Annotated in this window: 12 protein-coding genes and 2 pseudogenes; 8 read left to right on the plus strand and 6 right to left on the minus strand. The window is 67.7% G+C overall.

What is annotated here, in order from left to right; translation table 11 throughout:
• Positions 1 to 93 precede the first annotated feature (93 nt).
• Positions 94 to 489 (plus strand): annotated as a pseudogene (locus tag ACFYPD_RS26340) (transposase family protein); the annotation flags it as partial.
• Positions 490 to 539: 50 nt separating this feature from the next.
• On the opposite strand, the pseudogene ACFYPD_RS26345 reads toward ACFYPD_RS26340, so the two are convergent.
• Positions 540 to 878 (minus strand): annotated as a pseudogene (locus tag ACFYPD_RS26345) (alcohol dehydrogenase catalytic domain-containing protein); the annotation flags it as partial.
• 219 nt (positions 879 to 1,097) lie between these two features.
• On the opposite strand from ACFYPD_RS26345, the gene ACFYPD_RS26350 reads away from it, so the two are divergent.
• Entirely contained in the window at positions 1,098 to 1,598 is a 501-nt protein-coding gene (locus tag ACFYPD_RS26350; RefSeq protein WP_387118787.1) for a hypothetical protein, read from the plus strand.
• Between the two features lie 110 nt (positions 1,599 to 1,708).
• The gene (locus tag ACFYPD_RS26355) at positions 1,709 to 2,167 is read left to right on the plus strand and encodes an SRPBCC family protein (RefSeq protein WP_387118790.1); all 459 of its coding nucleotides are present in this window, start codon (positions 1,709 to 1,711) and stop codon (positions 2,165 to 2,167) included.
• A 212-nt stretch (positions 2,168 to 2,379) separates the two neighbouring features.
• Here the strand turns inward: ACFYPD_RS26355 and ACFYPD_RS26360 are convergent, their stop codons facing one another.
• Positions 2,380 to 3,123, minus strand: coding sequence for an alpha/beta fold hydrolase (locus tag ACFYPD_RS26360; RefSeq protein ID WP_387118793.1), 744 nt, complete (start codon positions 3,121 to 3,123; stop codon positions 2,380 to 2,382).
• 57 nt (positions 3,124 to 3,180) lie between these two features.
• On the opposite strand from ACFYPD_RS26360, the gene ACFYPD_RS26365 reads away from it, so the two are divergent.
• Positions 3,181 to 4,203 (plus strand): helix-turn-helix transcriptional regulator, encoded by a 1,023-nt coding sequence (locus ACFYPD_RS26365; protein WP_387118795.1) that lies wholly within the window; start codon positions 3,181 to 3,183, stop codon positions 4,201 to 4,203.
• A 189-nt stretch (positions 4,204 to 4,392) separates the two neighbouring features.
• On the opposite strand, the gene ACFYPD_RS26370 is transcribed toward ACFYPD_RS26365, so the two are convergent.
• On the minus strand, positions 4,393 to 4,614 hold the full coding sequence (locus tag ACFYPD_RS26370) for a hypothetical protein (RefSeq protein ID WP_387118798.1): 222 nt from the start codon (positions 4,612 to 4,614) through the stop codon (positions 4,393 to 4,395).
• Positions 4,615 to 4,620: 6 nt separating this feature from the next.
• A complete protein-coding gene (locus tag ACFYPD_RS26375; protein WP_387118801.1) occupies positions 4,621 to 5,034 on the minus strand; it encodes a contact-dependent growth inhibition system immunity protein in 414 nt (137 codons plus the stop codon).
• A gap of 207 nt (positions 5,035 to 5,241) precedes the next feature.
• On the opposite strand from ACFYPD_RS26375, the gene ACFYPD_RS26380 reads away from it, so the two are divergent.
• Positions 5,242 to 6,507, plus strand: coding sequence for an MFS transporter (locus tag ACFYPD_RS26380; RefSeq protein ID WP_387118804.1), 1,266 nt, complete (start codon positions 5,242 to 5,244; stop codon positions 6,505 to 6,507).
• 104 nt (positions 6,508 to 6,611) lie between these two features.
• On the opposite strand, the gene ACFYPD_RS26385 is transcribed toward ACFYPD_RS26380, so the two are convergent.
• Positions 6,612 to 6,833: a hypothetical protein gene (locus tag ACFYPD_RS26385; protein ID WP_387118807.1), complete on the minus strand. Its 222-nt coding sequence runs from the start codon at positions 6,831 to 6,833 to the stop codon at positions 6,612 to 6,614.
• Between the two features lie 420 nt (positions 6,834 to 7,253).
• Here ACFYPD_RS26385 and ACFYPD_RS26390 point away from each other — a divergent pair, with 420 nt between their 5' ends.
• The 3 genes from ACFYPD_RS26390 (at position 7,254) to ACFYPD_RS26400 (ending at position 14,375) form a co-directional block, all read left to right on the plus strand.
• Positions 7,254 to 8,294 carry a LacI family DNA-binding transcriptional regulator gene (locus ACFYPD_RS26390; protein WP_387118810.1) on the plus strand — a complete coding sequence of 347 codons (1,041 nt, stop codon included), beginning with the start codon at positions 7,254 to 7,256 and terminating at the stop codon, positions 8,292 to 8,294.
• Positions 8,295 to 8,645: 351 nt separating this feature from the next.
• The gene (locus tag ACFYPD_RS26395; protein ID WP_387118813.1) at positions 8,646 to 12,479 is read left to right on the plus strand and encodes a carbohydrate-binding domain-containing protein; all 3,834 of its coding nucleotides are present in this window, start codon (positions 8,646 to 8,648) and stop codon (positions 12,477 to 12,479) included.
• 708 nt (positions 12,480 to 13,187) lie between these two features.
• A complete protein-coding gene (locus ACFYPD_RS26400; RefSeq protein WP_387118815.1) occupies positions 13,188 to 14,375 on the plus strand; it encodes a low temperature requirement protein A in 1,188 nt (395 codons plus the stop codon).
• 3 nt (positions 14,376 to 14,378) lie between these two features.
• Here the strand turns inward: ACFYPD_RS26400 and ACFYPD_RS26405 are convergent, their stop codons facing one another.
• Positions 14,379 to 15,563 (minus strand): low temperature requirement protein A, encoded by a 1,185-nt coding sequence (locus tag ACFYPD_RS26405; protein WP_387118818.1) that lies wholly within the window; start codon positions 15,561 to 15,563, stop codon positions 14,379 to 14,381.
• Positions 15,564 to 15,721 lie beyond the last annotated feature (158 nt).

Raw genomic sequence — 15,721 nt, forward strand, 5'->3', positions numbered from 1 at the left:
ATGCGTACGGCAACCGATACTGAGCCACACCCGACGCCCCTGGATCTCCCGGACCCTACGACTGGCCCGCTCAACCTTGAAAGAAGGTAGGACCGGTACTCGACGAACCTGCAGGTCGCCATCGACGCCAGCACCCGCCTGGTCATCGCCGTCGGCGACCCACAGCCCGGCAACCGCAACGACACGATCGTCTACCGCAGCTCAGGGATCGAGGAGAAGTTGGACGGGCGGCCGGTGATGGCCGACGGCGGCTACCGCGGCAACCCCGAGGTGATCATGCCGTACCGCAAGCCCTCCGACGGCAGTGACCTTCCGGACTGGAAGCAAGCCCTCAACGCCGAACACAGGACCGTTCGAGCAGGGGTCGAACACGCCCTGGCCAGGATGAAGTGCTTCAAGATCCTGCGCGACTACCGCCGCGCCGCCCACACATTGACCGACGCCGCTTCCGGCATCGCCAACCTCCACAACATCATCCTCGCTGGCTGACCGCCGGTCTGGCCCCGGGCAACGCCTTCACCCAGTTACGAGACGTCCCTTAGGCCGTCCGGCACCGGCATGATCTCCTCGACGTTCGCGACGACTCGTTCGGCGTAACCGGCGCTGGTCCGTACGACCACCTGCCGACCGGTCCATGTCGGGTCCACCCTGTCGCCGGTCTCCACCACCGCGCCCGCTCCGCCACCACCCGGCACGTACGGCAACGTCCGCGGGAAGAAGTCCTGCCCCCAACCGCCGCGAAGCAGGGTGTCGAGGAGAATGACGTCCGCTGCGGCCATGCCGACGACAACCTGACCGGGTCCGGGCACCGGGTCAGGCAGTTCCACGGGCGACAGCACATCCGGATCGCCGAACGCAGCCACCTGGATTGCGCGCATGTGTAGTACCCCTTACGTGAGACAGCATCCTGATCAGTGTTCAAGCTGAACCTTGGTTGAGGTCAAGATGCGCGCCCAGGTCATGATCAGGTGCACACATTTGCCGCCGAGCGGGCGTCGGGGTCCGCACCTGCGAGACCGACAAGTCAGCCGACCGCTCGTGCCGATGAGCGCGTCCCTATGCTGTCGCACTAAGCGCTAGGTGGGGAGGCCGTTGGGGTGTCGGCGATTGCATCGCTGTACGTGCTCCATCGAGATCGGGTGGTGGAACTGGCCGGTCTGGTCGATCGGACGTCGTGGTGGGCTCGATTGTCTCGCTCCAGCGCCACCACCGACCGAAACGCCGCGTTCTTTCAGGTACTGGCTGAGCATGCATGCCCCGTGCGGCCTGGGTACGAGTGGTCGGGATACTGCATGCTGGCGCTGGTGGACTATCTACAGCGTCACGGCGTACGACTGCGGCGCTCTGATCTCAGAGCTGAGTCGTCGGCCATCAACAGGGTCTACGGCGAGACACTCCTGCTCACTCCGGTGCACAAGAAGTATCTGGGCAAGCTCGCTCCCGACGCGCATCGCGAAGACGAGCTCCGGGCCTACTTCGAGAACAAGCGTCTCGGATTCGAGGAGGCCGGGATGGCGGCCATGGATGGCCTGGAGCTTCTCCACGACACGTTGTCCGGATTGCAACCGGACGAGGTCCTGCTGCTCAACGTCGGCTAAGGCTCGCCCACTGCAACGCACTCATTTGCCGCTGATCGCGCATCGCGGAGGCGCGACTTTAGCCGATGTGAGTGAACCTTGATCCCGGCGCCCGGCACTAGATTCACTTCATGTACTCGACCCAGGTATCCCAACTCGTCAAGGCACCGCGCTCAGCCGTCTATCGGGCACTGCTCGACCCGACCGCGGTCGCCAAGTGGCGGGTGCCCACCGGCATGAGCGGCCACGTGCACGAGTTCGACGCGCGCGAGGGCGGCTCGTTGCGCCTCTCGCTCACCTACGAGGCGCCAGACAATACCGGCAAGTCGACGGCACACACCGACAGCTACCACGGCCACTTCGTCAAGATCGTGCCCGACCAGCAGGTGGTCGAGGTCGTCGAGTTCGAGACCGACGATCCCGCGCTGCGCGGCGCGATGACCATGACCACGACGCTCACCGACGTGGACGGCGGCACCGAAGTCGTCGTCGTGCATGACGGCATTCCCGACGCGATCCCGGCCGAAGACAACGAGACGGGTACGCGCATCGCCCTGGCGAACCTCGCCAGACTCGTCGAATTGGGCTAGCGCCGCCCTGTCATAGCCGCCGGTCGGGCGTTGGCTGCTCGGCAGGTGGGGCGCATCCGACCATGCCGATGAGCGGACGTTGATGTCGCGAGACCGTGACCTATAGGGGGTTTGTGGAGGTCGTGAGGCTGCGCGGTTGGTTTCGATGCCCATCCTCGACTGCGCACCGGTGCCCGGGTGACCTCGGTGGGCGGTCACCCGGGCACCGCAGGCTATGCCGTCGGCCTGGCTTGGTGCAGGATCTGGGCCAGCTCGGCCGGTCGGCTGAGCATTGGCCAGTGCCACGTCGGCAGTTCCTCGTATCGCCACGAGTCGCCGGCCATGTGCTGGCACAGCGGCATGGTGGCGGCCATCTCGCGTACCTGCTCGACGGTGAAGCTCGACAGCACGCCGAGGCGGGGCAGCTTCTCCCACGCCCCGGTGAGCCGCACCGGGGCGGTGGCGGTCGCCCACGGTTGGGCCGCCGACCGCTCACCGAGCAGCGCGACGACCGACTCATCCACATCTGCTGCTCTCGCCGCCAGTTCGGCCCACGGCGGGGGCGGCAGCCGCCAGCCATCGCCGTGTTCGGCGACAACCGCCGCGTTGCGTTCACGCTCCTGGGGTGGGCTGAAGTCTTCGTTAGCCATTCCGTCGGGTAGTGGGCCGGTGTCGACGAAAACCAGCTGGGCTATGCGGTCGGTCATGCGGTCGGCGGCGGCGGTCGTCACGACCGCGCCGGCGTAGCTGTGCCCGACGAGGACCACGTCGTGTAGGTCCTCGTAGCGAAGCAGGTTGACCACGTCGGTGACGTGGACGTCGAGGTCGGTGTCCGGGCGGGCCAGGTGGGCGCGCTCGCCCAGGCCGGTCAGACTCAGCGGGTACACCTCGTGGCCGTGCCCACGCAGAGCGGCGGTGACCGGGCGCCAGGCCCACGCGCCGAGCCAGAACCCGGGAACCAGTACGAATGTCGTCATGCCACACACGCTACGATCAATACTGGACAGATTCCGCCCGGATTAGGAGTCAGATCATTGGCCCGGCCCACCGCGCGTGTATTGGCGTTGCTGGAGATCCTCCAGGCCGGTGGCGGCTTCACCGTCGCCGACCTGGCCGGTCGGCTGGGCGTCGACGAGCGCACGGTCCGCCGCTACGCCGGGCACCTCGCCGACCTCGGCATCCCGGTCGAGGCCCGGCGCGGTCGCTACGGCGGGTACCGGCTCGCGCCCGGATACAAGCTGCCGCCACTCATGCTCACCGACGAGGAGGCGGTCGCCGTCATGCTCGGGCTCGTCGCCGCTACCCGGGCGGGGCTGGTCACCGCCGAAGGCGCGGCCGCCGAGAGTGCGACCGCGAAGATCCGCCGGGTACTGCCGGCCGTCCTCGCCCGGCGGATCGATTCGCTGCTGGCAACCGTGGACTTCACCGCACCGGTCCGGAAGCCCGCCCCGCCCGGCATCGAGGTGCTGCTGGTGCTCGCCGAGGCGGCCCGACATCAGCAACCGGTGAGCATCGCCTACACCACCTGGCGCGGCCGGTCCGGCGAGCGGCGGCTCGACCCGTACGGGCTGGTCTTCCACGCTGGCCGGTGGTACGTCACCGGTCACGACCACAACCGCCGGGCCGTGCGGACGTTCCGGCTCGACCGGATCGGGACGGCCCGCCCCGCCCAGGGCAGGTTCGACATCCCGGCCGGCTTCGATCCCACCACGCAGGTACTTGCCGGTCTGGCAGCCGTGCCGTACGCGCACGACATTTCCGTGGTACTACACACCAGCCTGGGGCAGGCGCAGCGACGGATCCCGCCGTCGGTCGGCACGCTTACCGAGGTGCCCGACGGAGTGCGCCTCACAGCCCGGGCCGAACGGCTCGACGGTGCAGCACAGATGCTCGCCGGGCTCGGCTGGCCATTCACGATCGACCGACCGGACAAACTCAAGGATGAGATACGCGCCCTAGCCGCCCGACTGCTCACCGACGCCAACCCGGAGGGTAAGCAGCAGCCGGGCCCCGCCCGAAACGACCCGGGAACCTCCCCCACGACAAGCGACGAGTGAGCCGGCCAATCAGCCTAGAAATGAACGCTCATGCCGCGTACCGCGTGCTACGCGGCGTTACGCCGAGCTGGCCCTGGATGCCGTCTGGACGTCCCGATGCCAGCGCACCCGAGTAAGCAATCGCGACAACGCTGGGGGAGGGACCGCCCCGCTCGACCGGGGGGATAGTGCTGCCCGCACCTCTCGTCGTCAATCCGCTGAAGGGGCGACCGGGCGGCCTGTGCCGACCTCCACGACGTACGCAGTGAAATCGGTCGTGTCCTGGAGTCGAAATGCCTGGTCGTCATACTCGGGCTGTCCGCCTTCGCGCAGGCGCAGCGCCTCACGAAGGACCCTGTGCCAGCGCTCGTCGTAGTAGGAGAGACCCCAGCGGCCTGCGCCCGACTTGGTGGTCATCTCCCCGGTGACCATCCGCTCTCATCGACCAAGAAACCGCACGATGGCATCGCGAAGCAGTCGTTCAGGGTCACGAGACTTGAGGCCAGGGTCGGAGAACGGGGGGCTGGCAACGAGCTCAGCCAGGACAGATGCCAGCCGCTTCCGTTCCGTTCGTAGGCTCGACCACGCGGAGTCAGGTAGCCGCAGCACGTTGGAGAGCAGGTCGCCCGGGTAATAGTCGCCCTCAGCCAACGGATCGCGGAGCAGAACTTGTACCGCGCGGGGCAGCAGGGCGGGCACGCCAATTTCTTGCCCGAGCATGATGCGCAGGTCTTCGACCGTGAACTCAGCCAACGGCTTGCGTCGCAGCTCCGTGCAACGCCTGACGAGAGAGGTGGCGTCCGGGCCGGGGTCCGGCCAGACGTCCCGTTCAAGCTGCTCGATCGTCGTCACGGCGGTCAGGGTAGTCCGCACCGCGATTCTGGGGCCGCCCGGAAGGCTGGCGGGCCATCCACGGGCCAGTAGCCACACGGCCCAGCGGTCACGAGCGGGCACGAGACGTAGTTGAGTCGGCCGTTCGCAGCAGGCGTTTCGGGCATCACGACCGGTTGAGGACGCTCTTCCAAACTGACGCTCGCTTCTAGGGGGTTGACTCAGGGCATGACGAGTACCGCACCGGTCACATACGTCGGGTTGCTCCGCAGCCTGCCGGCGCTGCGCCGGCTCTGGGCGGGCGGCGCGATCTCGACGTTCGGCGACGCCGTGCAGGGCGTCGCGCTGATCTGGCTCGCCACCCGTACCTCGTCGCCCGGCCTGTCGGTGTCGATCATCGCCACGGCGCTCTACCTTCCCGCCGTCGTCATCGGGCCGTTCGCCGGCACCATCGCCGACCGGCTCGACCGCCGGCGCCTGCTCCTCACCGCCGACGTGCTGCGCGTCGCCACCGCGTGCCTGGTGCCGCTCGCCTTCACCCACGCCGGACTGTGGCTGGTGGTCGCGATCACCCTGGTGCACTCGGCCCTCACAGCGCTGTTCAACGCCGCGCAGACGGCCGCGCTGCCCGACCTGACCGGGCCCGGATCGCTAGTGCGCGCGAACGGCCTGCTGTCGTCCACCAACTACGCGATGCAGGTGGTGGGCCCGGCGGTCGGCGGCTTCCTGGTGGCCGGCACGCCGACGGCGATGCCGTTTCTGCTCAACGCGGCGACGTTCGCGTTCTCGGCCGGCGCGGTGCTGCTCATCCCGGCGGCCGCGCTGGCCGGGCCGGCCCGCGACGGGCACGTCACCTTCGTCGCCGACCTGCGCACCGGCGTGCGGTACGCGCGCCACCGGCCGCCGATCGTGCTCTACATGCTGATCGGCATCGTCGCGACGCTCGGTTTCGCCCCTGCGCCCGTGGTCCTGCCGGCCTTCGCGACCGAACTCGACGTGGGCAGCGTCGGCTTCGGCCTGCTCTCCAGCCTGGGCGGCCTCGGTTACGCCGTCGGATCCGTCCTCGTCGGCATGCTGGTCAAGCCGGAGCGGGCGGCGACCGCGATGGCAGTCGGATTCCTGGCGATGGGCGCCGCTACGCTGGCCCTCGCGGTCGCGCCGGGCCTGGCGCTCGCGGCGGTGCTGGTCGCCCTGCGGTCGGGGTGCAACGCCGTCACGCTCGTCACGGGTATCAGCATGCTGCAGCGGATAGTGCCGAGCGCCCTCCGTGGGCGCATCATGACCCTGACCAACAGCGTGCAGGAGCTGCCCCGCCCGTTCATTCTGCCGTTCGCGGGCGTCGTCGTCGACACGGCCGGCGCACGATGGGTCTTCGCCGCCATGGGGTTCTTCATCATGCTGTCCGGCGTCATAGCGGTCGCGGCCCGCGGGACGCTCCAGTCGGCGCAGGACGCCGAGGTCGCCCAGACAACCGAGGCAGGGGGTGCCGCATGACCGGCCCGGCCGTCGTCCACTTCCCGGCGTCCCTGGCCCAGCAGCGCTTCTGGTTCCTGCAGGGTCTGCAGCCGGACAGCCCGGTCTTCAATCTCACCGCGGCGCTACGCCTCGACGGCGAGCTCATCGGAGAAGTCCGTCCATCCGAAGGCACGGGCATCGGGGTTACTTGGCGTGATGCCCACCGATATCCCGCCCAGGACGCGATCGACCTCCACAGTCGCGACCCCGGCCAACTCCTTTGCCAACTGCCTCGCGACTTTCAGAGTTGGTGTCCGGGGCGGCTGGTCGGTGTCGGGTTCGTCTTGGCCGTGCTCATCTGTCACGCGGTGAGTCTGCCAAGCATCAGGGGTAGGGCGGATCCTGCGGTCACGTCTGCTTGTCTCCTGACCGTGCGCGGTCCGCATCTGGTCCGCAAGAGGTCGACGGACGGCGGGGGAGTGGTGTGAGATGTCGAGAGGTGTTTCCGCTGCTAGGACCACTTGCGCCCAGATCATCGGGGCGGGCAGTTTGATCTCATAATCCCCCGGTCGCTGTAGCAACTAACCGTGTCGCTACCTCAGGCCGATGCCACGTCGCTTGGCAGTCACGGTCCGGCCGTCGCCAAGACGCCGCCGCCCCCATCACGGGCAGTATGGTGGCCTGACACCACACACCGACCCTGTCCGTCACAGCGGGTCAACCCCAGTCGTCGGCATTCGCAGGATCTAGGTTGGGAAACGTCCCCGTAACCTCGAGGAGGCCCGGTGGCAGCTTCGACCGGCAGTGACGGGCGGGCGGCGCCAACCATCTACGATGTGGCGCGAGCGGCGGGCGTTGCCGCGTCGACGGTGTCCCGGGCATTCGCCCGCCCGGGCCGGGTCAACGCCGATACCGCCGGGCGGATCCGCAGGATCGCGCTGGAGATGGGCTACCGCGCCAATCCCGTCGCCCGCGCGCTGCTCAGCGGGCGTTCCTCGATGATCGCGTTGGCCATCTCCGACATCACCAACCCGTACTACTTCGAGATCATCCGTGGTGCTCAGGCGGCGGCGATGGGGGCCGGCTTCACGATGCTGCTCGTCGACGCGCAGGAGTCCGACCAGCTCGAGCGGGAGGCGTTGGACCGGGCCGTCCAGACGGTGGAGGGCATCGTGCTGGCCAGCACCCGGATGTCCGACACCTCGATCCGGATGACGGCCAAGCTCCGGCCGCTGGTCGTGCTCAACCGGGCCGTCGCGGGTGTGCCGTCGGTGGTGACCGATCACCGGCGCGGCATGCGGCAGGCCGTGGATCACCTGCACGGCCTTGGTCACAGCCACATCACCTATCTGGCCGGGCCGGAGGCGGCGTGGTCGGACGGGATCCGCTGGCGGGCGTTACGTGAGGCCACCGTCGAACTGGGCCTGCGACTGCACCGTCTCGGCCCGTATCCGCCCACCGTGCTCGGCGGCGTCGCCGCTGCGGACGACTTCTGGCGACGACCGACCAGCGCGGTCATCGCCTACAACGACCTGATGGCCCTGGGCCTGCTGCGCGGCCTCTCGACCGTCGGCCTCCGGGTGCCGCAGGACGTCAGCGTCGTGGGGTTCGACAACATCTTCGGTACCGACCTGGTCACGCCCGGCTTGACCACCCTCGCCGCGCCGCTGCACCTCCTTGGCCGCACCGCCGTACAGGGCCTGCTCACTCTCATCTCCGGCGCCCAGCCGCCGGTCGACAAACCGGTCACGATTCCGACCCACCTGGTGGTCCGCGCCTCCACGGGTCAACGGCGTCCGGCCCGGATCGCACCCCATGCTGACTAGGCGGAACTCCCTGGCCCGCAGCAAGACCGTCGGCCGGGATCACCACCGGATAGGCCAGGCCGGACCCGCAGCGGACCGCCGCCGGCACGGTAGCAACTGAGTGTGAGCGGCCGCCGGCTGCTGCGCCCACTGCCCACGATGTGCGGAGGTCGAGTGTTGATCTCCAGCAGACCTCACCTCCGGGCGCGACCCTTGACCTCCATCCCGACCGGCTGCTCCCGGCGGATCCGGGCGTTCGACGCCCATCCGGTCGCAAGGTACGGCAGCGTCACCACCTCTGGCCTCTTAGCAAGCGCCAGGGCAACTCACGGCAACTGATGGTCTGCGGGCCCGCAGCGGAACTACGGTCACGTGCGACTCCTTCTCGCGGTCGGCGAGCCGACGCTGCCGGGCAGATCGAAGGTGGAGGTCGAAAACGTGACGAACGCCAGCCGCACGACATTCCTGGGAAGCGCTTTGACGGCGCTGGTGCTGTCCATCGCCCCACCCGCCTTTGCCGCAGGCGGGCAGGTGCCTGACGCGGTGCCCGCACCGGTCAGCCGCGCCACTGCCCCAGATTCCGTATCCGTCGTCCCCTCGGCAGAGGGCATCCACATCCTTGACATCTCGAGCAACACGATCACCCTGGCTTCAGGTGGCACGTTCATTTACACAGTGGACACCCCCGAGGGTCAGGGACGCACCACGCTCGAGGTCAACTCGGTGGACCAGCTGCTCAAGGAAATCACCGCCAAGGACGGGTCCACCCAGACCTACACGGTCGAGGACTCGCAGGGTGCTCAGAAGCGGCCCACGGACCGCGTCGTGGCGGGCGACGTCCTCACCGTGACCGCAGGGCACAAGACACACCACTACACGATCGACATCGTCAAGGGCGCCGTGCGCGGCCGGCTCGAGCTGCAACAAGAAGAGATCACGGCGAATGCCACTTCCGACGTGGTCGTGAACTTCACCTCCGGTATGAGAAGTCCCGCCACCGACGTGCGCGTGAAGGTGCCACGGGGAATCCGCGCCACGATGGACAACACGACCGTCAACGTCATCGGTCGGGGAGAGGTCAAACTGTCCGGGCTCGCGACGCAGCCGGTCGGCAGGGTCGGAGCGGGCTACCGGTTCCAGAGGGTTGGGACGGCCACGATCGAGGGCCTTCAAGACGGCGGCCAGATCATCACGTTCCACGGGCTCGACCTCAGGCCGTCGAACGGTGTCGACCTGCAGATCCGGTTCACGCACGTCTCGGTCAAGCAAGGCAGCTACTCGTTCGAAGCCTCCTACACCACCTCGGAGTCCGAGGAACTGACGAGCCCGCCAGCCGCGGCCACCCTCCAGGTCGTCAGGACCGTCAGCGACCTCCACAGGGTGCTGGACAAGAGCCTGACCTACCGGGAAGCCCCGGATACCTACACGAAGGCGCGATTCCGGTGGACGACGCCCCAGCACGCGGCGTCCGTCAGGTTGCTGCAGTCGACGGACCGGGGCGCAACCTGGACGCAGAGCACGGCTACGGTCGACGCCCGCGCCGGCGAGGTCGAGGTCGAGGACCTGACACCGGACACCGAGTACAACTTCAAGCTGGACGTCAGAGGCGGTCGGACCAACGGCGAGTCGAACGTGGCATCGTTCTACACCGGCAAGCTGAACGCCAAGCTGATGGGGGCCAAGGGCGACGGGCTCGCCGACGACACGGAAGCGATCAATCGGGCGATCCGCTACCTCAACGAAATCGGCGGCGGGACCTTGCTGTTCGAGAGCGGCACGTTCACCGTCCGGACCGTGCATCTGCTCAGCAACGTCTACCTGTACGTCGACAAGGACGCGACCATCTCCGCGATCAAGGGCGCCGACGCGCCCGAGGCCCTGTACTTCTCCGACAAGGCCTATCGTTCGGGTACCTCGCCGACCGACCCGGGGCCCTACGAGGATCCCGAGAACTACACGACCAAGCAGGATGTCGGCCACACCTACTTCCGGAACAGCATGTTCTTCGGTGAGAGGGTGGACAACATCAAGATCATCGGGAACGGCCGGATTACGGGCAACGGCAACATCGTGACCACCGACAAGGTCATGGACAATGCCCCGGATCTCAGGGCCGACAAGATGGTGACCCTGAAGCTCAGCACCAACGTCGAGTTCGGCGGGCTCAACAACGGCTTGGACCTCTGGTACGAGGAGACGGACTCACCCACGACCGACCAGCCGTACTACATCAAGAGCCTGGCCAAGGACGGCACAACCGAGTCGAAGCAGACAGACATCAGCAACATGCTGAAGGTCGACAACGCCGGACACTTCGCCCTGCTGGCCACCGGCACGGACCACATCAACACGCACGACTTCTACTACGACAAGGGCAAGGGCGGCCAAGCCCGGGACGTCTTCGACTTCATGCAGAGCAGCTACGTCACCGTCAAGAACATCTACGCCAAGGGGACGTCCGACGACATCGTCAAGCCTGGTAGCGACTCTTCCTTAGGGTTCACCAGGCCGGCGACCGACTTCTACGTCCGGAACGTCATCGGCGACACGAACTGCAACCTCTTCCAGATCGGGAGCGAGACAGCCGACGACATCAGGAACGCCTACGTCGACAACATCTATGTGCTGGCCGGCAACAAGGCCGGGTTCTCCATCTCCACGAACGACGGCGCGACCGTCGAGAACATCTACCTGAACTCGGGTAAGACCGGGCCGGTCCACCACCAGGCGCAGATGCGACGCACGCGGGCACCCTTCTTCATCTCGATCTCCAACCGCGGCCGGGTGATCGGCGGGCAGGCGCAGCGAACGAAGTTCATGGAAAACGGCGTGCAGCGGGACGAGTTGCTCAGCACCAACGTCAACATCGGCCATGTCCGCAACGTTCACATCAAGGACGTCAACATCGAAGAGGTCTACGGGGGCAGCCAGTACAGCGACCCCTCGAAGCGGTGGGTCCCCTACACCAACCAGAACAAGGCGACGCCGATCATCGCCGGCTACAAGGTCGGCGAGGGCGGACCGACCCTCCCGGACGGTCGCACCATCGGCTACGTCGAGAACGTCACGTTCGAAAATGTGAACTTGCTGGTCAAAGGCGGCAACAGCTACGAGGACTCGCAGATCAGCCCTCCGGAGCTGGGCGTGGGCAAGTACAACGTCGCTGACTTCGGGGTGCAGCCCTCCTATGGGTTCTGGGCGAGGCACGTGCAGGGGTTGAGCTTCAAGAACGTGACGACGAACTTCGAGAGCAACGACGACCGCTACGCGTTCGTGCTCGACGACGTCAAGAACGCGGAGCTCGACGGTCTGACGATGGTGAGGGGAACGAACAACCCCAGCGTCATCCAACTGAAAAACGCCAGCAACATCACCCTGCGTGACTCCGCCTTCTACGACGGCACCTGGGGGGAAGAACTGACCCCTCTCCAAGACCTCACCAACGTGACGGTGCCGGACGCCCAGGCCTATCCGCCGATCGTGAAGGACCCGCACAACGTCGCCATCCAGCTCAAGCGGAGCGGGCACGAGAACGTGACGGGCTTGGACACCCCGCCGAGGGTCGTCACGACGGTACTGGGATCCACGGTGGCCGACCTGACCACGCAGATCGAGTCGACGGACGGCACCGCCCAGACGTATGCGGTCGCCGATCCCGACGGCAGGCCGAGGAGCGCGGACGCGTCGCTCGACAGCGGGGACACCCTGGTCGTCACGGCGGAAGACGGCACGACGCGAGCGGAGTACCGGATCGTCGTCACACCTGACTTGGTGATCGAGGGAGAGTCGCAGCTCGGCTTCGTCGAGAGGAGCGTCCCCAGCATCACCCTGTCAACCTCCTCGACGAACGGGAGGACGTACCTGCAGACCAGCTCGGTGCCTGCCGGGGAGTGGATCCAGTTCCTGGTCGATGTTCCCGTCGCGGGCACCTACGACGTCTTGTACCAGTACAAGACGAACACGTCCGGGAGGGCGACGGTCCAGGCATACGCGGACGGCGCCGCGAGAGGGGCGGCGGTCGACCAGAACAGCTCGACGGCCAACCAGTACGTCCCGGTGAACCTGGGGCGGCTCACCTTCGCGGACGCCGGGCAGCATCCGGTCCGCTTTGAGGCCGTGAGATCAGGGTCGATCGTCATCGACTACATCAAGCTCACGAGGGTGGTGGGCGAACAGGCACGTTCCGCGGCCCATAGCAAGGCGTAGCCCGTGTTGGGAAACGGTCTGTGTCGATGCTGGCACACGAACCGAATTCCAACGACAGCGCCAGTCGGTTGGCTCTCGCTACCGGGGCGCCAGTTGCCGATCACCGTTGATGACGACCATGAATGTCCGGATGCCGTGGCCCCTCGGACACGAACCACAATCCCACCGTGCCCGCTGAGATCCATTGAAGCGTGCATCGTTTGCGTTTCCGGCTGGTAGGTGAGCCCAAAGGCCAAGCTGCCGTAGCGTTACACCGATCGTTCGACAGGCCCCCACTTCGGCCCAGGCGGACAGTGGTCGGGTCTGTGTCACGTACGGAGCCGACGCGTCGCGGAGTCCCACAGCGTCTACGGCACCGACCAGGGCAACCTCGCCACCGTGACCTCGCCAGCCTCGCCGACGGCTTCGAAGGCTCTTCCCGGCTGTGCGCCAGGTCAGGACCGTGGTGGTCACTGCGTGGCGCAGGAGCGGGCAGCTGATCTACCTGCCCAGCACTGTCATCACCGCCGGCGTCGCCGGCGGCCGAGCGGCCCGTCGCTATCCCGACGGCGCCGCACGGCGCCGGGGGCGGCAGCCATCGCGCACCGGGCCGGTAGGACCGAAAGATCGCGCGGTAGGGGGTTATGACGCCGAAGGCGAGTCTGCGGCCGGGCCGGTGTCCGTAGGGTGTCATCAGTCGAGGGCAGTGCGGGGGTCCGGAGGACATCGATGGTGACCGAAGGCGGCGCCAACGCGGCGGCTCCGACCCCACGGGACCCCGGCCGCCCGGCGTTCCTGGAACTCTTCTTCGACCTGGCGTACGTCTTTGCGATGATCTCCCTGGTCAGGACACTCGCTGCCGACGTGAGCTGGACCGGCGTCGGCGAGACGCTGGTCCTGCTGCTCGCGTTCACCCTGGTCTGGGCGGTGACCACGTGGGCGGCCGACACCCTGGACCTGATGCGGCCCGCGGTCCAGGTGCAGTTCATCGGGGTGGCGGCCGGCAGCCTGCTGCTGGCAGCCGCGGCACCCGACGCGTACGACGGGCGTGGCCTGCTCTTCGCGATCACCTACTTGGCGATCCACCTCGGTTCGAGCATCTACTACCTCCTGCTCCGGCCGAGTGCGAACGAGCCGGTCCGCAGCGGCCGGATCTTGTTCTGGTACAGCATCGCCGCCGTCGGCTGGATCGGCGGCGCGCTGGCCACCGGCCCCACCCGCCTCGTGCTCTGGGCGGCGACTGTCGCCATGGAGTACGTCGCCGCCTCGCTGGGCTGGCCGCTGCCGAGGCTCGGGCGGGCGCAGCCGCAGGAGTGGCGGCTGGTCGGCGAGCGGGTGGCCGAGCGGTACCGGCAGTTCGTCATCATCGCGCTCGGCGCGTCCATCTTCGTCATCGGGACGACCTTCAGCCGGAGCGACTACACCATGGACCGGGCGTGGGCGCTGCTGGTGGTGTTCACGATCGTGGTGCTGGCCTGGCGGATCTACATCTACCGGGCCGGCGAGCTGCTGACCGAGGCCATCGCGCGATCGGCGAACCCGTCCCTGCTCACGCAGTCCGCCGCGGTCACTCATCTGATCATGGTGGCGGGCATCGGCGGCATGGCGGTCACGAGTCACCTCGTCGTGATGCGTCCCTTCGGGGAGACGCCGCCCTCGTGGGCTGCGGTCATCCTCGGCGGACCGGCGCTGTTCCTGGTCGGCCGCGGGGTGCTGGACTACACGGTCTTCGGTCGGCTGTCCCGGTCCCGGCTGGCCGGGCTGGTCCTGCTGGCCGGCGCGGCGCCGACCGCGGGCCTGCTGCCGCCGGTGGTGGTCGCGCTGCTCGCCATGACCATCCTGGCCCTGGTCGCTGCGGCGAATCTGGTGAGCACCCACCGGCACGCCCGGGCGCCGATGCCACCGGCGCTCGGGTGAGCCTCACCCGGTCGGCACGGTGACCCGGACCGGCCGGGCGTGTGCGGGCAGCGTCTCCCAGGCCAGGATGAGCAGCAGCACCAGATTCGCCACGACCAGGATGGCCAACGGCGGAAGCAGCGCCATCACGGGGCCGATGACGCACAGCACCACGATCCCCAACGCCCGGGACCGGAGGACCCGTCCGGTGACCACGGCGTCGAACAGACAGCTCCCGAGCAGGAACAGCGCCGGCCCGCCCAGGATGGCGGCGATCCAGGCGGCCGGTGCCGCACCGAACGGCTGATCGATGACCAGCGAGACGCTGGTCGACACCACCAGCACCCCGGCCACCATCACCAGGTGGCTGTACGAGGTGGAGGTGCCGGGCCGGACCCGCTCCACCACCATGACGGCCGGCGGTGCCAGCAACTGCTGCACCCGGTGGAAGTAGAGCTGAAAGAGCACGACAGCGCTGGCGAACCCGACGAAACTCGTGGCCACCCGGCCGGCTTGGAAGCCGCTGCCGGCCAGTCCGATGCCGCAGCTCAGGATCAGCTCGCCGAGGGAGATGATGAAGATTTCTCGATGCCGCTCGGACAGGTGGGAGCCGGTGAAGATCTGACTGGCCAGTTCGGTGCGACCAAGTTTCGGCGTCGGCCAGCCCAACCGAGCCGACCCGAGGTCGACCGCCACCGCGACCGACCAGAGCAGCAGCCGGGCCGTTGCGTGCACGAACACCCCGGCCACCCACGGCAGCGCCGTCACGCCGAACCAGAAGAACACCCGGATGCTCCGGGCCTGGATCGGGCGATTCACCCGGGTACCGGGAATGAGGACGGCGTCCCGGACGAGATGGATGCCGAAGTACGCCGCGACGAGCAGCCAGCCGTATTCGGCGAAGGCGTACGGCACCGCGATCGCCATCAACAGAGTGCCGAACATGACCGCCAGGACGGTGGCCTGGATGACCGGCAACCGCGGGTTGAACAGATCGGTGAGCCACGCGGTCAGTACCCAGACCCACCAGGCGGCCAGCAGCAGGACGGCGGTCTGGGCGGCGCCCCGGACGGTGAGGTCCTCGGCCAGCGCCGCCGAGAGTCTGGAGAGCATGAAGATGTAGACCAGGTCGAAGAAGAGCTCCAGGAACGTCGGATAGCCAGGCTCGCCGCGCCGGCGAAGGATCCGGGGGAGCGGGCTGGGCCTCACGCGTCTGCCTCCTTCGGCACGCCCCTCGGGGAGCGGAGGCACGTTTCTTTCGCCAACCTACAAAAGCGGGGGTCGCCGGAGAGCGGAAACGGAGCAGCAGGGCGGAAGCCGTACACCGGTCATCGGCCCGACACCCCGACCGTCGGCGTTGTAGTCCC

It is taken from the genome of Micromonospora sp. NPDC005299 (assembly GCF_042872345.1).
GTDB lineage: Bacteria > Actinomycetota > Actinomycetes > Mycobacteriales > Micromonosporaceae > Micromonospora.

Bases quoted from the DNA above. Each gene is read 5' to 3' on its own strand.
- ACFYPD_RS26400 (WP_387118815.1), top strand. From the start codon at position 13,188: ATGGTGACCGAAGGCGGCGCCAACGCGGCGGCTCCGACCCCACGGGAC.
- ACFYPD_RS26355 (WP_387118790.1), top strand. From the start codon at position 1,709: ATGTACTCGACCCAGGTATCCCAACTCGTCAAGGCACCGCGCTCAGCC.
- ACFYPD_RS26360 (WP_387118793.1), bottom strand. From the start codon at position 3,123: ATGACGACATTCGTACTGGTTCCCGGGTTCTGGCTCGGCGCGTGGGCC.
- ACFYPD_RS26370 (WP_387118798.1), bottom strand. From the start codon at position 4,614: ATGGTCACCGGGGAGATGACCACCAAGTCGGGCGCAGGCCGCTGGGGT.
- ACFYPD_RS26380 (WP_387118804.1), top strand. From the start codon at position 5,242: ATGACGAGTACCGCACCGGTCACATACGTCGGGTTGCTCCGCAGCCTG.